Origin of the sequence: Adhaeribacter soli, from assembly GCF_008727925.1 — a bacterium.
GTDB classification, from domain to species: Bacteria; Bacteroidota; Bacteroidia; order Cytophagales; family Hymenobacteraceae; genus Adhaeribacter_A; species Adhaeribacter_A soli.
The window spans coordinates 145,678-170,833 of the sequence record NZ_VTWT01000007.1; the positions used below are offsets into that span (position 1 = coordinate 145,678).

Annotated in this window: 21 protein-coding genes; 12 read left to right on the forward strand and 9 right to left on the reverse strand. The window is 47.9% G+C overall.

Features of this window, described 5'->3' with window-relative positions; genetic code table 11:
- Nucleotides 1-242 precede the first annotated feature (242 nt).
- The 4 genes from F0P94_RS13610 to dusB form a co-directional block, all read right to left on the reverse strand.
- Nucleotides 243-1,397: an META domain-containing protein gene (locus tag F0P94_RS13610; protein WP_191907044.1), complete on the reverse strand. Its 1,155-nt coding sequence runs from the start codon at nt 1,395-1,397 to the stop codon at nt 243-245.
- A gap of 291 nt (nt 1,398-1,688) precedes the next feature.
- Nucleotides 1,689-2,318, reverse strand: a complete 630-nt coding sequence (locus F0P94_RS13615; RefSeq protein WP_150904441.1) for a peptidase associated/transthyretin-like domain-containing protein — start codon at nt 2,316-2,318, stop codon at nt 1,689-1,691.
- Between the two features lie 278 nt (nt 2,319-2,596).
- Nucleotides 2,597-3,517, reverse strand: coding sequence for a DMT family transporter (locus tag F0P94_RS13620; protein WP_394349685.1), 921 nt, complete (start codon nt 3,515-3,517; stop codon nt 2,597-2,599).
- A gap of 468 nt (nt 3,518-3,985) precedes the next feature.
- Nucleotides 3,986-4,981, reverse strand: a complete 996-nt coding sequence (gene dusB, locus F0P94_RS13625) for a tRNA dihydrouridine synthase DusB (protein WP_150904443.1) — start codon at nt 4,979-4,981, stop codon at nt 3,986-3,988.
- Between the two features lie 57 nt (nt 4,982-5,038).
- Here dusB and F0P94_RS13630 point away from each other — a divergent pair, with 57 nt between their 5' ends.
- The 5 genes from F0P94_RS13630 (at nt 5,039) to F0P94_RS13650 (ending at nt 10,583) form a co-directional block, all read left to right on the forward strand.
- A complete protein-coding gene (locus tag F0P94_RS13630) occupies nt 5,039-5,989 on the forward strand; it encodes a CPBP family intramembrane glutamic endopeptidase (RefSeq protein WP_150904444.1) in 951 nt (316 codons plus the stop codon).
- A 58-nt stretch (nt 5,990-6,047) separates the two neighbouring features.
- Complete coding sequence (locus tag F0P94_RS13635; RefSeq protein ID WP_225307223.1) at nt 6,048-6,881, forward strand: phosphatidate cytidylyltransferase; 834 nt, start codon at nt 6,048-6,050, stop codon at nt 6,879-6,881.
- A 107-nt stretch (nt 6,882-6,988) separates the two neighbouring features.
- Nucleotides 6,989-8,266: a Glu/Leu/Phe/Val family dehydrogenase gene (locus F0P94_RS13640; protein ID WP_150904623.1), complete on the forward strand. Its 1,278-nt coding sequence runs from the start codon at nt 6,989-6,991 to the stop codon at nt 8,264-8,266.
- Nucleotides 8,267-8,383: 117 nt separating this feature from the next.
- The gene (locus F0P94_RS13645; RefSeq protein WP_150904445.1) at nt 8,384-9,067 is read left to right on the forward strand and encodes a phosphatidylserine decarboxylase family protein; all 684 of its coding nucleotides are present in this window, start codon (nt 8,384-8,386) and stop codon (nt 9,065-9,067) included.
- A gap of 247 nt (nt 9,068-9,314) precedes the next feature.
- Nucleotides 9,315-10,583, forward strand: a complete 1,269-nt coding sequence (locus F0P94_RS13650; protein ID WP_150904446.1) for a histidine kinase dimerization/phosphoacceptor domain -containing protein — start codon at nt 9,315-9,317, stop codon at nt 10,581-10,583.
- On the opposite strand, the gene F0P94_RS13655 is transcribed toward F0P94_RS13650, so the two are convergent.
- Nucleotides 10,580-11,062 (reverse strand): GAF domain-containing protein, encoded by a 483-nt coding sequence (locus F0P94_RS13655; protein WP_150904447.1) that lies wholly within the window; start codon nt 11,060-11,062, stop codon nt 10,580-10,582. The two genes, F0P94_RS13650 and F0P94_RS13655, sit on opposite strands and share 4 nt — an antisense overlap.
- Before the next feature lie 327 nt (nt 11,063-11,389).
- The gene (ribD, locus tag F0P94_RS13660) at nt 11,390-12,427 is read right to left on the reverse strand and encodes a bifunctional diaminohydroxyphosphoribosylaminopyrimidine deaminase/5-amino-6-(5-phosphoribosylamino)uracil reductase RibD (protein WP_150904448.1); all 1,038 of its coding nucleotides are present in this window, start codon (nt 12,425-12,427) and stop codon (nt 11,390-11,392) included.
- 138 nt (nt 12,428-12,565) lie between these two features.
- Between ribD and prmC the strand changes: the two genes are divergently transcribed.
- From prmC to rfbA, 6 genes are all read left to right on the forward strand, one after another.
- Complete coding sequence (gene prmC / locus F0P94_RS13665; RefSeq protein WP_150904449.1) at nt 12,566-13,450, forward strand: peptide chain release factor N(5)-glutamine methyltransferase; 885 nt, start codon at nt 12,566-12,568, stop codon at nt 13,448-13,450.
- 182 nt (nt 13,451-13,632) lie between these two features.
- The gene (locus tag F0P94_RS13670; protein ID WP_394349686.1) at nt 13,633-14,937 is read left to right on the forward strand and encodes a nucleotide sugar dehydrogenase; all 1,305 of its coding nucleotides are present in this window, start codon (nt 13,633-13,635) and stop codon (nt 14,935-14,937) included.
- Nucleotides 14,938-14,955: 18 nt separating this feature from the next.
- Nucleotides 14,956-15,999 carry a UDP-glucose 4-epimerase GalE gene (gene galE / locus F0P94_RS13675; RefSeq protein WP_150904451.1) on the forward strand — a complete coding sequence of 348 codons (1,044 nt, stop codon included), beginning with the start codon at nt 14,956-14,958 and terminating at the stop codon, nt 15,997-15,999.
- Nucleotides 15,996-17,042 (forward strand): dTDP-glucose 4,6-dehydratase, encoded by a 1,047-nt coding sequence (gene rfbB / locus F0P94_RS13680; protein WP_150904452.1) that lies wholly within the window; start codon nt 15,996-15,998, stop codon nt 17,040-17,042. The genes galE and rfbB overlap by 4 nt, the downstream gene beginning before the upstream one ends.
- A 142-nt stretch (nt 17,043-17,184) precedes the next feature.
- Nucleotides 17,185-18,189 carry an SDR family oxidoreductase gene (locus F0P94_RS13685; protein WP_150904453.1) on the forward strand — a complete coding sequence of 335 codons (1,005 nt, stop codon included), beginning with the start codon at nt 17,185-17,187 and terminating at the stop codon, nt 18,187-18,189.
- Between the two features lie 91 nt (nt 18,190-18,280).
- Nucleotides 18,281-19,153, forward strand: coding sequence for a glucose-1-phosphate thymidylyltransferase RfbA (gene rfbA, locus F0P94_RS13690; protein ID WP_150904454.1), 873 nt, complete (start codon nt 18,281-18,283; stop codon nt 19,151-19,153).
- A gap of 103 nt (nt 19,154-19,256) precedes the next feature.
- Here rfbA and chrA read toward each other — a convergent pair whose 3' ends face one another.
- Both chrA and F0P94_RS13700 read right to left on the reverse strand, forming a co-directional pair.
- On the reverse strand, nt 19,257-20,426 hold the full coding sequence (gene chrA / locus F0P94_RS13695) for a chromate efflux transporter (protein ID WP_150904455.1): 1,170 nt from the start codon (nt 20,424-20,426) through the stop codon (nt 19,257-19,259).
- Between the two features lie 91 nt (nt 20,427-20,517).
- Nucleotides 20,518-21,492, reverse strand: a complete 975-nt coding sequence (locus F0P94_RS13700; protein ID WP_150904456.1) for an isopenicillin N synthase family dioxygenase — start codon at nt 21,490-21,492, stop codon at nt 20,518-20,520.
- A gap of 106 nt (nt 21,493-21,598) precedes the next feature.
- Between F0P94_RS13700 and F0P94_RS13705 the strand changes: the two genes are divergently transcribed.
- Nucleotides 21,599-22,438 carry a hypothetical protein gene (locus tag F0P94_RS13705; RefSeq protein WP_150904457.1) on the forward strand — a complete coding sequence of 280 codons (840 nt, stop codon included), beginning with the start codon at nt 21,599-21,601 and terminating at the stop codon, nt 22,436-22,438.
- 427 nt (nt 22,439-22,865) lie between these two features.
- Here F0P94_RS13705 and F0P94_RS13710 read toward each other — a convergent pair whose 3' ends face one another.
- Entirely contained in the window at nt 22,866-24,827 is a 1,962-nt protein-coding gene (locus F0P94_RS13710) for a TonB-dependent receptor (protein WP_191907045.1), read from the reverse strand.
- Nucleotides 24,828-25,156 lie beyond the last annotated feature (329 nt).

The window sequence follows — 25,156 nt, forward strand, 5'->3', positions numbered from 1 at the left end:
AACCGGTAATTTAACCTTTATGGAGCGTTGCCTTTTCGATTGAATCCGAGTGAATCCTTTATTAAAATAAAAATCCTGTCTGTCTTTTCAATCCTTAAAATCGTGTTCAGACAATCAGGCTTTCGAAATGCCAACTATAAAACCTGCGCGGATATTCTGATTTGTGCCTTGCCTTATTCCGGATTAAATAAAAAAGGCCTGCCATGGAGTATTGGCAGGCCTGTGGGTTAATCTGAAGTAGTTTATTCAGCTTTTTTATACACCAACAATTGCTTTCCCTGGTCTTTCAGGGTAAGCCGGTTCTGTTCAATTTCATAAGTCAGGGTTTTGCCCGAAAGCAGGCCCAGGTACTCGGTTTCTGTTTGCATGGCGGTTCCGGGGCAGGCCATTCTGGTGCCCGCCAGATTACCGAAAGCTACTTTATCGCCTTTAATTTCGACATAGCCGGTAAAACGGTTACAGCCGCTAACTCCGGAAACCTGTTGCGACTCAGGTTGTAATTCCAGGGTTGGCAGTCCTTTGGTAAAATCGGAGGCCTTTAAATTTTTACCGTTCAGTTGCTGCAGTTGCCAGGTGCCAACCAGGCGGGCATCTTGCAGGAACAGGCCGCAACCGGTATAGCTCTGGGCATTGGCCGTAACTTCCACTCCGTAAGGAAAGGTTCGTCCGGAAGCTTTGTCGGTGCAGGTTTGCTTCAGCAACCGCACGGTTAAGGTACCGGCTTCGGTTTTGGCGCGATAAATAAAGCCCTTATTGTCGGCCATTTTCTGTTCGGTCGGGTCGGGGGCATTAAGCTTCAGGCGGTCGCCGGCGCTTTCAAACACGATGTTTTTATCCAGGTTAAGTTCCAGGTTCCAGGCACCGCCGTTGCCCTTGGCAACAAAGTCAATGCCCTGCTGGCGTTTTGCTTCCAGTGAGGCCGGAAGCCCGTTGCCGTTAGCCCGGCGCAAAACGTATTTATCGGCTGATCCGGAGGAGATCTGCTGGCCTTTCTGATCGAGCATGACCAGAGTATTGCCGGCAATTTTAAACTGGGTATGCCCGGAAGTTTTGGTTAGCTGTACCACCGAATCGGGGCCAATTTGCCAGTTACCTTTTGCCACAAAAGGAGCAGCGGTTTTACCCTGGTATTCCGACCGTTCTTCATAGGTGCCGTCTTTTTGCAGCGAAAGCCGGTAATTAATTCCCGGGCAGTCGGCGCACGGAAGCTGCCCCTGCCACGTGCCGGCAGCAGTTGCCAGCAAAGCCGCCGTACCTCCGGTTTCCGGCGGAGAAAAGGGCTTAATAGGTTCTTTCACCGGCGGATTAGCCGCCTGATAATCTTCCGGAGGGGATTTAAACGCGCATCCGGACGTAGAAAACACAACCAGGCAGCTTAAAAGGGCCAGATATTTCATACCACACATCGTAAGGCAAGCTGAGCAAGAATGACTAAAAGGCGGCAGCAGCGCTAAGAAGTGAGAGCAGGGCACTTTGCCGCTATATATACCTTAAACTATATTAATAGGAAAATGTTTACGGAGAACTGACAAATTAAAACAGCAGTTTTCCGGATTCCCGCATGTGTTTATTAATTCCCCGGAAAAACCTGATTCAGAGGCGGCAGCGATGCCGAAGCTGAATCCACCTGAAAAACAGTAGCATTCCAGCTGAAAAAGTAAACCGAAATGCAGGAATTTCGGAAAAGTTTAAAATTTAATTTCTACTGTTACAGTATCCATTCCGGCCACATAATAATCTTGGTAACGAAGAGTCTTTATGGCTAGTGTATCTGTGATTTCCCAGGTGACTCTCCTTGCAAAATCAGCAGTTGTAAACCTGTAGAAAATGGTATCTTTAGGGAATGACAAATTATCTACTGGACCTGCATAGCCAGCTATTGCCAGCCACACCTTGCTTTTAGGCAGTTCATCAATTAGCTTAATTCTTACCCAGGCCGGAGCATTCACTTTTACTTTAACGTCTTTGTTTTTCCGGCCGTTGCTTAAGTTTGGCGCTTCCTGCCAGTCGGTATAATGCCCTTTATTCGAGTGGCCCATTAACAAATAAGAGCTCTCCGTTTCGGCATCGTAAGAAAAAGAAAAATTGCCGTTGCCATCTGTTCTGTAAGGGTCACCTGCTTTGGAATAACCCGAAGAAAACGTTTTACCCGGCTGATATAGTTGCACGAAAGCATCGGGTACAGGTTTTCCGCTGATGCGCTCTACCACCTGCCCTTCCACTACGGTGGGGCCGCTTCTGGATTGTTCGCAGGAAGTAGCGGCTATGAGCAGTATACATAATGCTGAAAAAAGACGGCCCATGCAGAAGTTATTCATAGACGTGAGTTGTAGGGTGTACAAATACTTACAAGGCGCAGATACGCGAATATCATACAAATCGCCTTGTATTATAACCTAAACAACTGAAATAAATTTATGAATAACAAGCTTTCTTAAGGCTATTCTAACAAAGAGGCGTTTTTGTTGGGCAGAGTTATGCGGAGCAGGAAGTTAAATGTTCTTTTTGATTGTAAAGGTGAAAGCTAAAATGAAGGCTCCATGATAGCAGGCTTGCTTTAAGTTTTAAAGTTCAGCCTGAACTGTAAGCCTGTTTGCTACTTCGCCCGATTCACAATAAACACCCCAATCAGAATAATAACCATTCCCACGTAGTGATACAGGTGAATCACCTCGCCATCGAGCACACCCCAGAGCAAGGCTACAATCGGCATTAAATAGGTAGAAGAACTGGCAAAAAGCGTAGTGGTCATGTGAATGAGCTTGTTGTAAAGCACCAGACCGATAGCCGTACTGGCCGCTGCCAGCAACGCAATGTAACCCAAAGCCTCCCAGGAGCCCGGCGTATGGGCCAGTTTCGTAAAGGCTTCAGTCGTGAAAAGGTACCCAAACGCTAGCGGTCCAACCGAAAAAAGTGCCAGACTCGCCATCGCCAACGCATTCAGGCCGGCCAGTTTGTGCTTGATAATGTTCAGGCTGCCGCCGTACATAACCGTAGCAATTACCACCAGAATCCCATACAAAGCATTGGAAGATGTTTCCTGACTTCCTCCCGAAAAAATAAGCACCGCGGTGCCCACAATGCCGATAATAATACCCGCAATGCGTAAACCCGTAATCCGCTGCTGAAAGAAAATGGCCCCGATAATTAAAGTAAACAAAGCAGTTAGCGAATTCAGTACCCCGGCCAGACCGCTGGCCAGCTCCGTTTCGGCATAAGCAAAAAGAAATGCCGGGATCAGGTTGCCGATAAACCCACTGAAGGCAATCCAGATCAGGTAGCGCTGCTTTATTTTGGTCAGGTTTTTAAGAGCGAACGGCAGCAGGAACAAACACGCCAGGGTAATGCGCAAGGCGCCCAGTTCATCGGCAGTAAAAACTTCCAGGCCTTTCTTGATCAGAATAAACGAAGTACCCCAGATCAGGGAAAGGAGAATTAAAATAAACCAGGCTACGGCCGGCGTGCCGGAAGCAGGATTTTCAACAGGTTGGGTTTGTGGAGCGGTTTTGATGAGAATTGGGCTTTAAAATCGGTAGCAAATTTCCGGAAAAACCCGGGATATTGTTGCTTTGGCGGGAAGTAAATTTTAGCTGCTTTTGCCGGAAAAGGAAAAAGCCGGATAAAACTACCCGGCTCTCTGAATTGATTTTTTTTGCCGTTTGGTGTAGCTAATGGATTGTCTTATTCTGCAAATTTTCAATTTCTGCAAATTCTTTAATTCTGTAAATCCTGATTCAGAAAGAAGGAAAAATCGGATAATGAATAGATCAGCTAATGTGGGGCAGGGACAAGCCCGGCCCGTACAATTTTAAGAATAATTATGTTAGTGAAAATCTTCCTCTAAAAAATAATTCCTTCAAGAGAATAGTCCTGAAAATCCTCAAATCCTGAAAATCCTGATTCAGGCAACTAAAAAGCTCCTGCCTTCCAAAGAAAGCAGGCAAAAAAAAAGCCCTCCCCTAAATTAGGGGAAGGTTGAGTGGGGTCAAACCTCTGCCTCCACGCCGGCCATCGCTACAGCCACTTCCTCCAATATCGCATAGATTTCCGCCGGATCGTCTACAGTTACCAATCTGGTGCGGTAGGGTTTGAAATTTGGCAGGCCGCGGAAATAATTGGCATAATGCCGGCGCATTTCCACAACACCCAGGCGTGGGCCTTTCCATTCCAGGCTTTTCTGAAAGTGCATTCTGCAGGCATCCAGACGTTCGTCTAAGGTGGGTGGCGCCAGAATTTCGCCGGTTTTTACAAAGTGCTTTACTTCGCGGAAGATCCACGGGTAACCAACGGCGGCGCGACCGATCATGATGCCGTCCACGCCGTAGCGGTTTTTGTATTCCAGGGCTTTTTGCGGGGTATCGATGTCGCCGTTGCCGAAGATCGGGATCTTGATGCGCGGGTTGTTTTTTACTTCGGCAATTAAGGCCCAGTCGGCTTCGCCTTTGTACATCTGCACGCGGGTGCGGCCGTGAATGGAAAGCGCCTGAATGCCGATGTCCTGCAGCCGCTCGGCTACTTCGGTTACGTTTTTGGTAGAATCGTCCCAGCCGAGGCGGGTTTTAACCGTTACAGGCAGGTGCGTGGCTTTTACAATAGCCGAAGTCATTTCCACCATTTTCGGAATGTCGCGGAGCAAAGCAGCGCCCGCACCGCGGCAGGCCACATTCTTCACCGGGCAACCGTAATTAATATCGATCAGGTCCGGCCCGGCCATGGTAGAAATTACCGCCGATTCACGCATCGATTCAATATCCGAACCAAAGATCTGAATGCCGATCGGGCGCTCGTAGTCGAACACGTCGAGCTTCATCCGGCTTTTGGCCGCATCGCGGATCAAACCTTCCGAAGAAATAAATTCGGTATACATCATGTCGGCGCCGTTGGCTTTGCAAACCGCACGGAACGGCGGGTCGCTTACGTCTTCCATAGGCGCGAGCAGGAGCGGGAAATCGGGCAGGGAAATGTTACCTATCTGAACCAAAACTATCTAAATCTAAAAATTCGCGTAAATTTACGTCTTTTAAACCAAAAGCCTCCCATGAAAGGTTTCATTTCGCCCGGCCTGCATCCTTTTTACAAACTGCTTCTCTTGCTTGTTTTCATGCTGGCCGGTATTTGCGTGGGCATGTTCGTGGTGCTTTTAGGGCTGAAATTCGGCTACGGCCTTTCCCTGACGGATATTACCATGCTTACCCAAAACCCTCAGGCTTACCCGGATGGGCGGAGCGCGATGGTGTTCTACCAGGTGATCACGCATTTGTTCATGTTTACCATAGGGCCGCTGGTGTTTTTGTCAGCAAGCGAACCTTCCGTAAAACAGTATCTTTTCAGCAAGAAAAACCATGTTCCGCTCCTCGTGATCAGTGCCTTGCTGCTGCTGGTAATTATGCCGGCCAATTCCTGGCTTATAAACTGGAACGCCAAAATGCACCTGCCGGAAGCCTTTGAAGGAATGGAACTCTGGATGAAGCAAAAGGAAGACCAGCTGGGGGAACTTACCCGGTACCTGACGCAATTCAACTCGGTAGGCCAGATGCTGATCGGCTTGGTGGCTTTTGCCCTCATTCCGGCCATTGGCGAAGAACTGGTTTTCCGGGGCATTATTCAGAAGAACCTGGTTCGCTGGCTTAGGAACGAACACGTAGCCATCTGGGTAACGGCCATTTTATTCGGCGCCATTCACGTGCAGTTTTTCGGCTTTTTCCCGCGGGTGGTTTTAGGGGCCATATTTGGGTATTTATATGCCTGGTCACGGAATTTATGGGTACCCATTGCCGGGCATTTCATGAATAACGGGGTTACGGTTTTCCTGCTTTACCTGCAGCAAAATAAAATGATAGAAGCCAACGTAGAAAGCACCGATGCCATGCCCTGGTACTTCGGCCTGGCTTCTTTGGCGGCCAGTTTAATGGTGCTTGTTTATCTGCAAAAACACTATAAAGCAATACCAGAAAACCCGGACGCCCGTTTAACGGAAAACCGCTTCTGAAATTCAGCTTTAAAAATTACGGGAGCTTTCTCAAAACCGAACTAAAAATTACGCATTCATGACCCAGGTACAAACGCCGCCTAAACTAAGTAACATGCAAACCCGCATCCTGGCCGGCCTGGCCGGTGGGATAATCTTTATCGGGGCGATCTGGCTAAGCGAATGGACTTTCTTTCTGCTGTTCGGGGCTTTAACGGTACTTGGTTTACTGGAATTCTACCGCCTGCTTTCGGTAAACAACATGGCACCGAACAAACCGATCGGCGTTTTGCTGGGCATCGGCTTGTTCCTGCTGGTTTTTCTGGATCAGAAAGGGTTATTGCCTGGAAATGCCCTGTACGTTTTGCCGCCGGTACTGATGCTGGCTTTTGTAGCGGAGCTTTTTCGCAAAAAGCAATACCCTTTTGTAAACTTGGGCCTTACGGTTCTGGGCGTTTTCTACGTAGCCATGCCCTTTGCTTTGTTCAGCATCATCGGTTTTCAGAATAGGAATTACACCTGGCAGCCTATTCTGGGTACCATGTTCCTGATTTGGTCGGCTGATTCGGGAGCTTACTTTGCCGGAAAATCAATGGGGAAGAATAAATTGTTCGAGCGTATTTCGCCGGGCAAAACCTGGGAAGGCTGGGCTGGCGGAACGCTGCTGGCTATTGGCGTGGCCTGGCTTTTAGCGCAATACATGACCGATCTGAGTTTTTTCCATTGGGTAGGCATTGCCCTTATTGTCTCGGTTTTCGGGGTGCTGGGCGACCTGGCCGAGTCGCTGATGAAGCGGAGCCTGGGAGTAAAAGACTCCGGTAGCCTGATTCCCGGACACGGCGGTATTTTAGACCGTTTCGACAGCCTTTTAATGGTTGTGCCGTTCATTGTTGCCTTCCTGAAAATATTCTAAACAACATTGTCAGATTTTCCCTTGCTTTTCTTTTTGGCTTATCAGGGATTCTGCTAACTTTGACGCCGAAATTCCTCTTAAATTCCCTTATAACTATGCGAAATACGATGGCTTATAAAGAACCGGCCCCGATCAAAGACAAGGAAAACCCTTTCGAGTCGATGATGTCACGGTTCAACATCGCGGCCGAATGCCTTGGCTTAGATGACGATACTTATAATGTACTGAAATCGCCGGCCCGCCAGGTGATCGTAAACATGCCTATCACGATGGATGACGGCAGCGTGCGCGTATTCGAAGGGTTCCGGGTAGTGCATTCCACTATTTTAGGTCCTTCCAAAGGCGGTATCCGCTACGACAAAGGCGTTTTCCTGGATGAGGTAAAGGCCCTGGCTGCCTGGATGACCTGGAAGTGTGCCGTAGTAGATATTCCTTACGGCGGCGCCAAAGGTGGTATCATTTGCGACCCGACTACCATGTCTGCCGCTGAACTGGAGCGCTTAACCCGCGCCTATACCCTGGCTCTGATCGATACCTTCGGTCCGGATCAGGATATTCCGGCCCCGGATATGGGTACCGGTCCGCGCGAAATGGCCTGGTTAATGGACGAATATTCCAAAACCAAAGGCATGACCGTGAACTCGGTAGTAACCGGCAAACCCCTTGTTTTAGGTGGCTCCCTGGGCCGCGTGGAAGCTACCGGTCGTGGCGTGATGGTTTCGGCAATGGCAGCAATGGAGAAACTGGGCATGGACCCGACCAAATCTACAGCTGCTATTCAGGGCTTCGGAAACGTAGGTTCCTGGGCTGCTAAACTGCTTTTCGATAAAGGCGTGAAAATTCTGGCTGTCAGCGACATTACCGGTGCTTACTGGAATGAGAACGGTATCGACATCGATGCAGCTATTGAGTATAAGAACGCGCACAAAGGTCGTCTGGAAGGCTTTAAAGGCGCTGAGTTGATGGCCGATCCTGGCGATCTGCTTACTTCTAAAGTAGATGTGCTGGTGCCGGCTGCCGTAGAAGACGTAATTACGATTGCCAACGCCGATAAAATTCAAGCCAGGCTGATCGTGGAAGGCGCTAACGGCCCGACCTCTGCCAACGCCGATAAGATCATTAACGAGAAAGGCATTATGGTGGTGCCGGACATTCTGGCAAACTCCGGCGGGGTAACCGTATCTTACTTCGAATGGGTGCAGAACCGCCTGGGTTATAAGTGGACTTTGGAGCTGGTTACCGAGCGCGCCGAGCGCATTATGACCGATGCTTTCGAAAAAGTTTACGCTACTTCGCAGAAATATAACGTTACAATGCGGATTGCTGCTTATATTGTGGCCATCGATAAAGTTGCTCAGACCTACAAGTTCCGCGGCGGCTTCTAAGAAAACGATACCTTTTAACCGGAAAACTGCCGGTTAAACTTCAATAGCCCGGGCTGTGCTACAACCCGGGCTATTATAACTTAATACAAGACCGGCTTACGCGCCAATTATTTTACAATGAAAATTCATAAGGAAGGACGCAGGATTCTATTTTTTACGTTATTAATTCTCCTGGTGGTAAACATTTTTATGTTCCAGCTAAATGCTGCCAACCGCCTGGTAAATCAACTCATCGCCGGCGCTTCCGTAATCGTTTTTTTATTGCTGCTGCAGTTTTTCCGGAGCCCGTACCGCAACCTGCTTCTCCACGAAGACCTTATTATTGCGCCCGCCGACGGCAAAGTGGTAGTAATTGAAGACGTAGAAGAACCGGAATATTTCAAGGACAAGCGCAAGCAGATCTCCATTTTTATGTCGCCGATTAACGTGCACATTACGCGTAACCCGGTTTCCGGCATTGTGAAGTATTTCCGCTACCACCCGGGTAATTATTTTGTAGCCTGGCATCCGAAATCGAGCACCAAGAACGAACGGACTACGGTAGTGGTAGAAAGCACCGCCGGTCCGGAAGTGTTGTTCCGACAGATTGCCGGCGCTATGGCCCGCCGCATTGTGTGGTACGTAAAAGAAGGCGACGAAGTAAGCCAGGGCGAAGAGTTCGGTTTTATTAAATTCGGCAGCCGGGTAGATATTTTTGTGCCCCTGGATACCGAAATGAAAGTGGAGCTTGGCCAGAAAACCAAAGGCGGCCAGACGGTTATTGCCCAGTTAAAAACCCCGGGTTCTTCCTTCTTCGGATAAGCGATTAAGCAATAAGATTAAACAAGAAGCATTCAGAAAAGAAGCCGGTTGCAGATTATGCGACCGGCTTCTTTATTTTTCGAACCATAGGGCAGCGGCCTTTTCGACCCTGAGGAAAACGTTTTAATTCAAATCTCAGCCTTTCACTAAATAACTCCGGGCTTCGGCTTTAAAAATATTGCAATTAAATACCGATTTGTTATAATTGCATATGCCGATTTATTCAGCTTAAGCCCAGCGTTTATACATGAAACTTTTCCTCCGGAATTTTCTTAATTCTGTTTCAGGTTCCCGTACCCTTTTCCCGCTTGAGCACCGGCTATTTAATCTCTCCAGTTTTTTCATCACAGCCTATGCTGCACTGGCCTCTATCATAAATCCCATAATCGGGCTGGAAATTGAAAATACCATTTTAAGCGCCATTGGAGTGTTAATTTCCGGGGTGCTTTTTTACATTGCCCGCTACCGGGGAGGCTTTTCGGTTTACCTGATCTTTTGCTACGTGCTGGCAACCATAACAGTAATGGGGAGCATGTACTTTTATAATAACGGCATGGGCGGCACCACCTTCTATGTGTACATTATGCTGCTCAATATTTTTGTGCTGGTAATGCCGCCCCGTTATCATTATGGGGTATTTGGCATTTTGTATTGCAGCATTGTGGGCCTGATTGCCCTGGAGTATTTTTATCCGGAGTGGGTGGTACCTTACCATTCCCGGGAGGAAAAAATATTAGATCATCTTACAGCGCTTTTGTTTTCCCTGCTTTTTACGGTAGTGCTTATCGTGAATTCCCGGAAAAGTTATTACCGCGAACGCCACAAAACCCTGCTTCAGAATGCCGAATTGCGTGCCTTGAATCAGCAGATCAAACAGCAGCAGGCCGAGCTCGAAAATGCCGTTTTACTGGCCAACGAACGCCGCGAAAATATTGAAACGCTGCTGAACGAATTAAACCACCGGGTTAAAAACAACCTGCAGGTAGTAAGCAGCTTACTGAAACTGCAGGCTCAGGCCATTTCCGACGAAAAAGCAAAAAGCGCCATATTGGAAAGCAAAAACCGGCTTTCTTCCATGATCCTGGTGCATAAACGCCTCTACCAGAACGAAAACATTACTAAAATCTTTATGCCGGAATACCTGCAGGAGCTTTCCGAAAGCGTAATGCTTACCTACCACGGCCAGCTCGACCAGGAAATGGTAAGTTACGAGGTAGACGGCGTCTGGCTTCAGGTAGAAAAAGCGATTCCGGTAGGCCTTATCAGCAATGAGCTTATAACCAACTGCTTTAAACATACCGTTAACGAAGCCGCCGGCCGGAAAATTTCGGTTAAACTGGCCAAAACCGGCGAGCAGCACCTGCTTTCCGTGTCAGACAACGGCGCCGGCTTTCCGGAAGTACACCAATCTAAATCGTTTGGCCTGGAACTGGTAAAATCGTTGGTTACGCAACTGAACGGCACGTATAAGATCTCTTTCGAAAAGGGTACCCGCTGGGAAATCTATTTCAACTAAAACCAGCTGCTCATGAGGCCAGCCAGCTTCTCCAGGTAAATTTTATCAGTTTCGTCAAAGTCATCCAGCTTATCGCTGTCCACATCCAGTACCATTACTACTGCATCGTTTTTGAAAACCGGTACCACAATTTCCGACTTGGAAGCGCTGCTGCAGGCAATGTGTCCCGGAAAGGCTTCCACGTCCGGAACCAACACCGTTTCGTGGCGGGTATAGCAGGCACCGCAAACGCCCCGGTTAAATGCAATGCGCGTGCAAGCCACCGGACCCTGAAACGGACCCAATACCAACTGCTCCTCTTTAACGAGGTAAGCGCCAACCCAGAAGAAATTAAAAACCTCCTTCAAAGCGGCCATGGTATTCGCCAGGTTTGCGGTCAGGTCTGTTTCCCCGGAAGTTAAAGCCTCAAGTTGCGGCAGTAATTGTTCGTATTTTTCAGCCTTTGTACTGTTGGGTGAGATTGCAATTGTTTCGGCCATAAGTTAATGTACTAAATTTTTAATGTGGTAATGTGCTATTTTGGAATTTGAAAATGATTTGGCTAAAGACGTCCTGGACTTTAAAGCTGAAAACGCTACTGTTTCAGCTTGAAAAACTGGAAATAGAATTCCAGAAATTAAAATTTCAGAAATTACCAGAAGCTATCTCCTAAATACACCTGTTAACCTGAGCGCCAGCGAAGGACCTTGTCGGCTAATAGCAAAGAAGCCGGAAATAACTGCTGTACTTTACGCCGACGAGTTGTTTCGCTATCGCTCAACATGACAACCATTTATTAGAAATTACTAATCACTAATCATTATTCACTAATCACTATTATGTAAGAACAGCTGGTCTTCGCCAATTAAAGTTGTTTCGGTTAAGGTATTCAGGGATAGTTGCGGGGCGGCAATGCCGTTTCCAAATTTCTTCGGACTCCTGAAAACCCGCGCTTCATCCCATAAATTGTTTTGGATAAAAGCATCGAGCAAAAACGTGCCGCCTTCTACCAGTACCGACTGAATCTGCCGCCGGTAAAGATCGTAGAGTAATTGCGCTAAAAAGTCGCTGCCTGCTTCTAAACGTACCAGCTTCAGGTTTTCGTGTAATTGCTCCTCTCTTAAAAGATTATATACAATGGTCGGCTGGCTTCGGTCAAATAAATGCAGGTTTTCCGGCAGCGTAAGATTGTTGTCGATTACCAACCGCACTGGGTTCTGTCCTGTCCATTCCCGTACGTTCAGTTTTGGATTGTCGTGCAGGGCGGTCCGGGTACCTACTAAAATTGCCGCTTCTTCAGTTCGCCATTTGTGCACCAGGTATTTGGCCAGTGCCCCGCTTACCGGTGCCGTTTCATATTCCGGTTTGGCCAGAAAACCATCGCTCGTTTGCGCCCACTTCAGTACGATATAAGGCCTTTGCTTTTGGTGAAAAGTAAAAAAGCGCCGGTTTAAAAGAGTACCCTTTTCGGCCAGAAAACCGGTTTCAACTTCAATACCTGCTTCAAGCAGCTTTTTTATGCCCCGGCCGGCAACCAGCGGGTTCGGATCTGTGTTGCAGATAATTACTTTTTTTACCCGGTGCTTAATTAACAAGTCAGCGCAGGGAGGCGTTTTTCCGAAATGGGAGCAAGGTTCCAGTGTTACATAAGCGGTGCTTTCCGGCAGGAGATTTTTTTCAGTTACGGAGCTAATTGCGTTAACCTCCGCATGCGGTTCTCCGTATTGCCGGTGCCAGCCTTCGCCTATAATGCGGCCATTGTGCGTTATTACGCAACCTACTACCGGGTTTGGCCGGGCAAAGCCTTCGCCCAGGGCTGCCAGCTCCAGGGCACGGAGCATAAAAAGTTCGTCGGAGGTAGTCATGGTTCAGGGGAGAAAAGAATGAAGAAAGACAAGATCAGAAGCCTGCATTTAAAGAAATCCTTCTACCTTTATCTTTTAGCTTTGTTGCGGAACAGGGTTCCGGGCAATGCAAACTTATTAAAAATAAAACCTTTGCCTGTGAAAAAAATACAGGATCTCATAAACCACATCCGAACCGCCATTGCCGAAGTATACGAAGAGCCCGAAGCCTCTGCCATTGCTTTTTCGCTGTTGGGGCACGTGCTGAAACTCAGCCGCCTGGAGCTTAGCATGCAACGCTTCGATGTGGTAGACCACGAAACGGAAGCAAAAGTAGAGAAGATGATCGCGCGGTTGTTGCAGCACGAACCTTTGCAATACGTTTTGGGAACTGCCCACTTTTTTGGCCTGGAGCTTACCGTTAATTCGGCAGTGCTTATTCCGCGGCCCGAAACCGAAGAACTGGTAAACCACATTGTAAAAGCGCATCAGCATGAACCTGATCTGCACATTCTGGATATTGGCACCGGCAGCGGCTGCATTCCTCTGGCCCTGGCCGAAGTGTTGAATCCCGCCAAGGTTTACGGCATGGATATTTCTGAAAAAGCGCTGGAAGTGGCCCACGGTAATGCTTTGAAATACGGCCAGCCCATCGAGTGGCTGCAGGCCGACATTTTCGAAGATAACATTCCGGTAAAAAAACGGACACTCGATATAATAGTAAGCAACCCGCCGTACGTTCTGGAAAAGGAAAAAGCCCAGATGCGGCGCAACGTGCTCGATCACGAACCCCACCTGGCGCTTTTTGTACCCGATACCGACGCGCTGCGCTATTATAACCGCATTGCGGACGTAGGCCGGAAACTGCTGAAACCGGGTGGCAGACTTTATTTTGAGATAAACGAGCAATTCGCCGCCCTAACAGTAGAAATGCTGGAAGAAAAGCAATACCAACAGGTAACCCCGATTCAGGATCTTTTTGGCAAAGACCGTTTTGTAGAAGCCCGCTGGCCGGGCGTTGGAAACGAAGGTAAAACGCTTTAAATAAAAGGAAAACATATTATAATTAGGACGTTTTTTTTAGAATATTGTCCTAAATTTGCCTGCCCTAAAAATGTTCCGGCTGAAATGAACTGTGCCCGCGGCAGGTTTATATTTTTCTCCGCCGGAAGTTTTAATTAAAGGACACTAATTGAATTTTAAACAACGACTGCTATCATAAAAGGATAAATACTGTGTACGACAAACTGGTAAAAAAAGAAGCTAAACTAGCTGTAATCGGACTTGGTTATGTAGGGCTTCCGATCGCCCTGGAATTTGCAAAAAAGATCAAAGTAATCGGCTTCGACATCAATGCCAAGCGCGTTGAAATGATGAAGAACAACATCGACCCAAGCGGCGAGCTTGAATCTTCAGCCTTCGAAGGATGCGATATCGTTTTCACCGACAGTCTGGACGTCTTGCGCGAAGCGCAATTCTTCATTGTGGCCGTGCCTACGCCGATCGATGAGCACGCTATGCCGGATCTGAAACCTTTGCTTGCTGCTTCTAAAACGGTAGGTAAAGTGCTTAAAAAAGGCGATTATGTGGTTTATGAATCAACCGTTTATCCGGGCTGTACCGAAGACGACTGTATTCCGGTACTGGAGGCGGAATCCGGCCTGAAATTCCCGGGCGACTTTAAAGTGGGTTATTCTCCGGAGCGTATCAATCCGGGCGATAAAGAGCACACGTTAACCCGTATCGTGAAAGTAGTTTCCGGCTGCGATGCTGAATCTTCCGAAGAAATTGCCAAAACCTACGAGCTGGTGGTGGAAGCCGGCGTACACCGCGCGTCTTCCATTAAAGTAGCCGAAGCTGCCAAGATCATCGAAAACACCCAGCGCGACGTAAATATCGCCCTGATGAATGAGCTTTCCCTGATCTTCGACCGTTTAGGCATCAATACCTACGAAGTACTGGAAGCCGCCGGAACCAAGTGGAACTTCCTGAAATTCTCTCCGGGTCTGGTTGGCGGTCACTGCATTGGCGTAGATCCATATTACCTGACTTACAAAGCCAAAGAACTGGGTTACGATGCCAAAGTAATCCTGAGTGGCCGTACCACCAACGACAACATGGGTGCTTACATTGCCAAGAAAGCCGTGAAGTTAATGGTGAAACAGGGCAAAGACATTTCCAACGCGAAAGTGCTGGTAATGGGCGCTACTTTCAAAGAAAATGTAGAAGACATCCGCAACTCCAAAGTGGCCGACGTGATCAACGAACTGAAAACCTTCAGCGTGAATGTTGACGTGGTAGACCCTTTTGCCGACTCTGATGAACTGCACCACGAATATGGCTTCAGCCTGGTAGAAAAACCCGGTAACGATTACGATGCCGTAGTAGTAGCGGTAAACCACAAGCAATACCTCGATCTGAACGAAGATTACTTTAAGTCTATCACTTCCGAAAACCCGGTGGTAATGGATATCAAAGGGATCTATCGGAACAAATTCAGCAGCGACGGTATTCAGTACTGGAGCTTATAATTTAGGAACATTTCTGTTTTGGAAGAACGTAAAAAGATACTGGTAACCGGCGGAGCGGGCTATATTGGCTCGCACGCTGTTGTCGAACTTTATCAGGCAGGCTTTGAGCCTGTAATTGTAGACAACTTCGTTAACTCCCAGGAATCTGCTTTAGATGGTGTTGCTGCTATCCTTGAAAAGAAAATAGCATGCTACCGCCTTGATTGTGCCGACTATAATGCTTTCCGGCAGGTATTTGAGCAGGAAAAGAATATAGAAGGTGTAATTCATTTTGCGGCCTATAAAGCAGTTGGAGAGTCAGTTACAGAGCCTTTGAAGTATTACCATAATAATGTTGGCTCTTTAGTTGTTTTACTGCAATTAATGGAAGAATACAGGATCCCGAATCTTGTATTCTCTTCTTCCTGCACCGTTTATGGCATACCCGATCAGTTGCCGGTTACGGAAGCTACGCCCGTTAAAAAGGCAGCTTCCCCTTACGGAAATACGAAGCAGATATGCGAAGATATCCTTTCGGATTTAGCAAAAAGCGGGACTGGTTCCATCTCAACAATTGCGCTTCGCTACTTTAACCCGGTAGGGGCGCATATCTCTGCCAGAATTGGCGAATTACCATTAGGGGTGCCCAATAATCTGGTACCGTTCATTACGCAAACGGCTGCCGGCATTCGGGAGAAACTCACTGTTTTTGGAAACGATTATGATACCCCCGATGGCAGTAATATTCGCGACTACGTGCATGTGGTAGATTTAGCCAAAGCGCATGTTAAAGCCCTCGATCGGCTAATGTCAGGCGCGAACCAGCCTCTGGAAATTTATAATATCGGTACAGGACAGGGAAGTAGCGTATTAGAGGTGATTGAAACTTTTGAGAGAGTAACCGGGCAAAAACTGAATTATATTATTGGCAACCGTCGCGAAGGAGACGTTCCTGAAATTTATGCCAGCGTAACGAAAGCAACAGAGGAACTAGGCTTTAAAACGGAGCTTAGTTTGGAGGATGCCCTGAAAAGCGCCTGGAACTGGCAATGCCAGCTTCAGAAAAACCAGCTTACCGCATGAAAATCCTCATTACCGGAGGAGCCGGTTTTATAGGTTCGCACGTGGTCCGGTTGTTTGTAACCAAATACCCGCATTACCAGGTCTTCAACCTGGATAAGCTTACCTATGCCGGGAACCTGGAGAATCTGGCCGACATCGAGGATCTGCCAAATTACGTTTTCCTGAAAGGCGACATTGCAGATGAAACCTACATTCAGGAAACTTTTAAGCAGTACCAGTTCGATGCTGTTATTCACTTAGCTGCCGAATCGCACGTAGATCGCTCCATTACCGATCCTATGGCTTTTGTGAAAACGAATGTGTTGGGTACGGTAAATTTGCTGAACGCTGCTCGCAACCTGTGGAAGGATAATGCAGAGAACAAGCAATTCTACCATATTTCTACCGATGAGGTATATGGTTCGTTAGGGGCGGAGGGGCTTTTTACAGAGCAAACCTGCTACGATCCGCATTCGCCTTATTCGGCATCCAAAGCCAGCTCCGATCATTTTGTACGGGCATATTATGACACCTACGGCTTGCCAATAAAAATTTCGAATTGCTCCAATAATTACGGGCCGTACCATTTTCCGGAGAAACTTATTCCGCTGGCAATCAACAATATTAAAAACCTGAAGCCGGTGCCCATTTATGGGAAAGGTGAAAATGTGCGGGACTGGCTGTTCGTAAAAGACCATGCAGCCGCCATCGATCTGGTTTTCCACAAAGGCAGGGTTGGCGACACTTACAATATTGGTGGAAAAAACGAATGGAAAAACATTGATCTGATCCGGCTGCTCTGCGATATAATGGATGAAAAACTGAACCGGGAAAAGGGAACTTCCCGGCAGCTGATAACCTTTGTAACCGACCGGGCCGGCCACGATTTGCGCTATGCGATTGATGCTTCCAAAATTACGCATGAATTAGGCTGGCAGCCCTCTGTATCTTTTGAAGAAGGGTTGCGGCAAACGGTAGCGTGGTACCTGGAAAACCCGGAGTGGCTAAACCATGTAACTTCCGGCAGCTATCAGACTTACTACGAACAACAATATAACCGGTAAATTATACTAATAATTAAGAGGCAGCCATTTAGAACTATACAGGAATTCAGGTTCGGCTTTAGAGCCGTTCAGAATACCAGTAAACTAATAATTAGTTCTGCATTCGGAAATTATTAATTTTGAATTCTTAATTAATATAAAAGTGTACGAACATCCTTTCCATAATCAGCCCCTGGAGGGGCTTTCCTTTCTGGTAACCGGAGGCGCCGGTTTTATCGGTTCCAACTTGGTAGAATACTTACTTAAATACAAGGCTGGTAAAGTCCGGGTACTTGATAATTATTCGAACGGTTTTCCGAAAAATGTAAGACAGTTTCTGGATAACCCGAATTTTGAATTAGTAGAGGGTGATATCCGTGACCCGGAAACCTGTAACCGGGCATGTGTTGGAATTGATATCGTATTACACCAGGCCGCGCTGGGTTCGGTTCCGCGCAGCATTAAGGATCCGGCAACGTCCAATAACGTAAATATAGGCGGCTTTGTAAATATGCTCGTAGCGGCTAAAGATCAGCAGGTAAAAAGGTTTGTTTATGCTGCGTCTTCCTCTACATACGGCGACAGCAAGGCCTTGCCCAAAGTAGAAGATAAGATCGGGAAGCCGCTTTCGCCCTATGCAGTAACCAAATATGCCAACGAGCTTTACGCCGATGTATTTGGTAAAACCTATGGCATGGAAATTATTGGCCTTCGTTACTTTAATATATTCGGGCCACGTCAGGATCCGAACGGGGCATATGCGGCGGTTATTCCTCTGTTTATTGATGCGGTAATGAAGAACCAACCACCCAAAATGAACGGTGATGGTGGCCAGACCCGCGATTTTACCTTCGTAGAAAACTGTGTGCAGGCCAATATTAAAGCAGCTTTGGTAGACGATCCGGAGGCGATAAACCAGGTTTATAATATTGCCGTTGGCGACCGTACCTCCCTGAACGATCTTTTTAATATTCTGAAAGAAGAAGCCAAGGCCGATATTGAACCGGTTTACGGTCCTGACCGTGCCGGCGACATCCGCGACAGCTTAGCCGATATTTCCAAAGCAAAGAACCTGTTAGGGTATAATCCGCAGGTACGCATCCGCGAAGGCTTACAGAAAACGTACCAGTGGTTTCTGAATAATCAGGAATTTATCTACAACAACTAATTTACATGGCTTAATAGCTAAATGGTTAAATTGTTCTGAAAAGGAATTATTTAAAGCCATTTAATTATTAAGCCATTTAACTATTACAATTATGAAAGGCATTATCCTGGCTGGCGGCTCCGGTACCCGTTTGCATCCGCTCACTTTGGCGGTAAGCAAACAGCTGATGCCGGTCTACGATAAGCCCATGATCTATTACCCGCTGTCTATTCTGATGATGGCCGGTATCCGGGAGATCCTCATCATCAGCACGCCGCACGATATGCCGCTTTTTCAGAAGCTGCTTGGCGACGGAAAAAGCTTAGGGTGCCGGTTTGCCTACGCCGTGCAGGAAGAACCGAATGGGTTGGCGCAAGCTTTTGTGATTGGGGAAGACTTTATTGGCAACGATAAAGTAGCGCTGGTCCTGGGCGATAATATTTTTTACGGCAACGGTTTAGGCGAACTCCTGATGCGCAACAGCGACCCGGAGGGAGGCGTAATTTTTGCCTACCACGTGCAGGATCCGGAGCGATACGGCGTAGTTACCTTCGATGCCGATAATACGGTATTGTCGATCGAGGAAAAACCCCTTGCACCGAAATCGAATTACGCAGTACCGGGCCTTTATTTTTACGACAACTCTGTAATTGAAATTGCCAGGAACCTGAAGCCAAGCGCCCGTGGCGAATACGAAATAACTGACATAAACCAGGAATACCTGCGCAGAGGTACTTTAAAAGTAGGTATCCTGGGCCGCGGAACAGCCTGGCTCGATACGGGTACCTTCAACTCTTTATTGCAGGCTGCTAATTTTGTTCAGATAATTGAGGAGCGGCAGGGGCTCAAAATTGGTTGCATTGAGGAAGTGGCTTACCGGATGAGTTTTATTACTGCCGAGGAATTGCGGGCGTTAGCCAAACCATTGGTAAAAAGCGGTTACGGCGAATACCTTTTACACCTGGCCGAAGATAAAGGAAGATAATTTGGAATTCAACAGGCAATTGCCTGCTTACAAAAAAAACGCACTACAAACGGTGCGCTTTTTCGTGCTAAACGCTACCATTTTAAGGCTAAAAAGTAAAGCCTTAAAGCACGAACCCTAAAAGCAGGCCGAAGATAATGATAAAGGGCGCCGGGATCCTGGTCCATTGCAGCAGGCAGAAGGTGGCTATTACAATTCCGAAGTTTAAAAAACTGGACTCCACCGGATGATAAAGCAAAATGGCTGCCGCGCAAACCATGCCTGAACTAACTGCGTTTATTCCTTCCAGCGAGGCTTTAACCACCCGGTATTTCTTCAGTTCATCCCAGAAACGAATTACAAAGAAGATCAGGAACGTGCCGGGTAAAAAGATGCCTGCCGTGCCCGCCAGCGAGCCGATTATCTGGCCGCCAATGCCGTAGTGGCGCATCGCCAGCGCACCGATGTAGGGCGTAAAAGCAAATACCGGACCCGGCAGGGCTTGTAAAAGGGCATAGCCGGAAAGGAATTCTTCGGAAGAGAGGTACTTTTTAAATTCAACAAATTCGGTGTACAGCAGCGGGATCAGTACCTGGCCGCCGCCAAAAACCAGCGTGCCGTTCCGGTAAAAGTTCTCGAATAAAAGCAGCCCCCGCCATTTGGTAATGCTTCCCAATACCGCTGCTGCTACCAGTACCAGGCCGAACAGAATAAAGTTGCTCCAATCTATCCGAAGCTTTTTATTGGCTTCCAGCGGGTGTTTTTTGAATTTAATGGCTGTAACCGCGCCGCCGCTCAGGAGCAGTGCCGGGAACACCCACGGCGAACGGAAAAAGTAAGACAGGATCGCTGAGATCACCATCAGTACTACTCCTGTTTTGCTTTCAATTACTTTCGAGCTGATCTTATAAGCCGCCATGGCTACAAAACCAACCGCCATGGGCTGAATGTAACGGGCAAAATGCAATGAGATGTGGTTTTGCTGCAGGATGGAAACAGTTATAGCCGCCAGGGTCATGAAAATGAAGGCCGGGGTGACCCAGACCAGCAGCGTGAGGTAAGCTAAATTCGGGCCGCCCAGCCGGAAACCAATGGCTGTGAGGGTTTGGGTGGAACTGGGGCCGGGCAGGATCTGGCACAGCGCATTCAGCTCGATCAGTTCTTTTTCAGTTAAATACCTTCGCTTATCTACCAGCAGCTTAAACATCATAGCCACATGCGCCTGTGGCCCCCCGAATGCCGTAAGGGCGAGCACCAGTACATCTTTCAGAAAAATATAATGACGAAGGCTCAAAAACGTCCGGGATGTTTAAAGTGAGTAACGGTAGGATTTTGTTACAAAAAAGGACCGAAACCTTAATGGCTTCGGTCCGGATTGTAAGGAGCTATTTCTTCAGTAAACCGAGTTCAATTAAGCGTTCGGTCAGGTATTCGCCGGCAGTTGCATCCGGGTATGATTTCGGGTTCTGTTCATCGATGCAGCTTTCCAGGCAGGTAAGGTCCATTTCGGAGCGCGGGTGCATAAAGAACGGAATTGAATAACGGGAAGTATGCATCAGCTCGCGCGGCGGGTTTACTACGCGGTGAATAGTGGACTTCAGTTTGTTGTTGGTTAAGCGCGCCAGCATGTCGCCTACGTTTACCACGATCTGTTCCGGCAGGGCCGTGATCGGGATCCACTTGCCGTCGCGGCGGAGTACCTGCAGGCCATCGGCAGAGGCGCCCATCAGCAGCGTAATCAGGTTGATGTCGCCGTGTTCAGCTGCCCGAACGGCATCGGCCGGTACGCTATCCGGATCTTCGATCGGGAAGTAGTGAATCGGGCGAAGGATGCTGTTGCCATGGTGCACCTTGTCGTCGAAATACGTTTCTTCCAGGCCCAGGTAAATGGCCAGGGCACGAAGTACTTCTTTGCCGGCTTTTTCCAGGGCTTTGTAAGCGGTCAGCGCGGTTTCCTTGAATTCCGGAACTTCTTCCGGCCAGATATTCTCTGGGTATTCTTCTTTTATCGGGTCATTGTCGGCCACTTCCTGGCCCACGTGGTAAAACTCTTTCAGGTCGCCGGTGTTGCGGCCTTTGGCGTGTTCTTTTCCTTTGCCGATGTAACCACGCTGCCCGGCCAGTGCTGGGTTCTCGTATTTTTGTTTTATCTCATCGGGCAACGCAAAGAACTTCTTTACCGTAGCATATAACTTTTCGGAAAGCTCATCGGAAAGGCCGTGGTTCCGAAGGGCAATAAAGCCGATGGTATTATATGCTTCGCCAATTTCATCTACAAATTTTTGCTTCCGGGCAGGATCTCCTGACAGGAAATCGGCCAGGTCCAGGGAAGGGATTCTGTCTACTAGTTTCTCACTCATGTCTATCAAACTTATCTGGATTTAGAAAATCACGTACTTTGCAAGTTATACAAAATTTTATTTTAATTTAGCGAAATTCAAATTAATCTCTGAAAAATTTAAAACTATGAAAAAACCGAATTCCTTATTCCTGGCGGGCGTTTTTATGCTGGCTCTGGGAGGTTGCGATACCACCAAACAAACCACCGGCGAGTCAACTGCCAACGGCACGGCCGAAAAAGTAAACAAAGAAACCACTGCCGGTAATGTAATGGAAAAGAATGGTTTGCGGGTATACTCCTTCGACGATTCGCCTAAAATGCCGGAAGCCGCCATGCGGGTAAATGAGCCCCTGGCCGGCGCCAATGTGCCTCCGGGACCGGTAACTTTCAACTACGATATTTCCAACTTCCAGCTTACCAAAATGACCGGCGGGCACCACATGGAAGAAATGGCCAACTCCATGCAAGGCCAGCACATCCACAATATCGTTGACAACGAGCCTTACACCGCCCATTACGAAACCAAATTCACGAAAGACATCAAAGAAGGCAATCACGTAATTCTTTCTTTCCTGTCGCGCTCTTACCACGAAAGCCTGAAGCACAAAGGCGCTTACGACCTTCGCACCATTACCGTAGGCAAGCCGAAAGAACCGAACACCTTCGACCTGAAAGGCCAGCACATGTTCTACAGCCGTCCGAAAGGGGAGTATGTAGGTAAGGATACCAAAAAGATCATGCTCGATTTTTACCTGGTAAACACTACGCTTGCGCCGCAAGGCAATAAAGTACGGGCTACCATTAACGGTACCGAATTTATGCTGGATACCTGGCTGCCGTATTCCATCGAAGGTTTACCAATGGGCGAAAACAAAATTAAGCTGGAACTGCTCGATAACGCCGGAAACGTAATTCCGGGCCCTTACAACACTGTTGAGCGTACCATTACCCTGAAAGAAGCTTAATTTAATGTGCTAATTTTTTAATGTGCTAATGGGTTAGTGGGCTAATGAGGTAATGTGACAATGTGAAAATGAGAAAATCTTGCCGATGAAAAGGTTACCGGTATTTCCACTAACAATTTCAACCAAATAGCCTTAAACTCTTCATAAGCCACAATCTAAGCTTATTAAAGCGGCAGCCGGAAACGGTTTGCCGCTTTTTTATGCCAAAACGCTAACGTTCTAGGCCGAAAACTCAGGATGAAAAGATCAGATAGTGATTATTTTATTTTTCTTTTTTATGGTCGGGGAGAATTTAGAAAGATACCTTTTCAGAAATTCAAAAAATCAATTCGCACTACTCCCAATTTTTACATTTCTTCATTCCCGCATTACCAAATTAGCAAATTACCAAATTACCACATTAGCACATTTTCAAATCTCCAAATCTTCAAATTCTCCTGCTCCGATACCCGGAAAAACGCAAGGCCCAGTGTACCGAAACATCGAAATAGGGGTACCAGGCTTTGGTTTGCTGCTGCAGTTCTTCCGGCGAATAAGTGGTTCCTAAATAAGGAAGATCGGTTTGGCGGTAAGCTTTGAAGGTATGCAGTCGCTGCAGCCAGAAGCTGGTATAAATGCGTAGCCCTTTGTGCGTATGGCATTCGTAGCTAAGTTCCGGACCGTGCTGCCGCGTAATGTTGTGCAGGTAAATTTGAGTAGGCGTTTGCCCCTGGTCGCTGAAGCCGGCTTTGCCCTGGATGCGCTGCTCAAAGTACCGGTAACCGGCGCGCAAACTGGTCTGCATTTTTCTGCCGGTAATCCCTTTCCTGACAAAAAACGCGAGCGAATTACTGATGGTCGTATCCAAAGGGCTTTCCGAAAAGTTATCCCAGTTCAGTAAGCCCAGGCGGTTCTCGCGGCGGTAATATTCCAGCTGCAGGGCCAGGTTGCGGGTAAGGTCGTAGCGGAGCTGGTGGGTCTGGTTGAACGTGCGGTTGGCGCGGTTCTTCAGCTGTTCGGTGCTTAGGTCGCGCACCTGGTAATTGGCCTGCACCTGCATTTGCGCCTCCCAGCTGAACCGGCCGGGCGCCCAGATAAAACCGGGTTCGTAATGCAGGCTTCGTTCGGTATAGTTCTCGGCGGTCTGGACGGCTTTTATAAAAACGTATTGCTTGTAGGTGCCCACCAAACCAATATTGGTCCGGAAGCCTGGTAGCCACCGCGACGTAAAAACGATCCGGCCCTGGTACAAAGCTTCGTCGCGGTCTTCGTTGTTCTGGTTACTGGGCGTATTTACGCGTAATAATTCGCCTTGGGCCTGGGAAGAAATGCTATGTTTTTCCGTGAAAAGATACGTTAAATTCAGCCCCCAGGAAGTCGTGTTTTGCAGCAGGTCTTTGGGTTTGTCGCGGTCGTTGTTGTAGCGGCGGTTGCGTTCTTTGTAGCCCAGCTGAGCGCCGGCCTGTAATTTCGGAAGTTTGAAAATGGCCTCCTGCAGCGTTACCAGTTCAAATTGTTCGTAACGGGAATCTGTGGGCCGGGAAGCATTTTCGGTTATGCCGCGGTAGGAAAAAGCCCGGGCCGGCAAAGCCAGGTAATTCGAGCTCCGGAAGGAAAGCTGTTCGGTAGCCACGTACGTGCCGTTCCCGTAAATGGCCAGCGTGTCGCTCTGGATCCGCTGCACGTTGCCCGATAAATAATCTTCGGTGCGGTTGCGGCGGTATTCGGCCCGGAGGCTGGTAGAACCGTATGCGCCGAATTGTTTTTCGTACCGGGCATCGGCCAGTAGGCGCTGAAACTGCCGCGGCGCGAGCGAGGCCTGGCTGAAGAAAATGCTGCCGCCGGCGGATTTTAAAAGCTCGGGTTGGTATTGGGAAACAGTTAATGTGCCGCCGTATTCAGGGCCGGTATCGGCAAAAAGGCTACGGGCATCGCGCTTTACGCCGGCAAAAACGGAATAACTTGTTTGCCAGTCGAATAAGGGGTTGGGGGTGAAATGAAGCTGCCCGGTTAGACTGCTTACTGAAGCCTGGCTGGCGCGGTTATTCTGGTAGAGGAAACGCTCCTGCAGCATCCATTTCGGCCGGAAGCGCCAGCTGTGCTCCAGGTTCGCAAAATAATCTTCCCTGGTAAACCGGTTTTCGGGAAGCACCGAATTATAAAGATGGTCCTGGAAAAGATAATACCGGAGAACCTGTTTCGCGTTCAGGCTGTCGGCGCCGGCCAGGAAACTGTACATGGAAAACGTATTGATCCCAATGCGCTTCGATTTCAGTTCGTAAACGGCTGTGCTGTCCGGGGAAACTGCCCGGACGGCGAAAGGAAAAAGCAGCAAAGCCAGAATAAGGTAAACTTTTGGCACCGGCACGAACAATTTATCTAAATTACCTAATCCAAAGCAGGCCTGCAAGTTAAAGAAAGCTTCGAGGCTTTAATTCTTGAAAAAAAACGATATGGAACGGGTCTGAAAAGCAGAGGTTTAGCTGGAATAGATTAACCTCAGGCAACCAGTTGTGCTTTTTTCGTGTTTCTGCCCAAAAATAACCTGGTAGCATAGTGCCTGAAAAAGGCAGGGATTATAAAATGTTATTATAACTCAGATAGCAGTACTATAAGTAATTGAAATCCTGTAATTTTGAGTTCCGGGAGAATATCTGCAATTTTAATATTGCGCAATGGCAAAGATCAGGAACTGAAAAGCCTGTTTTTGATGTAATCCGGAATGACTTACAACCGAAA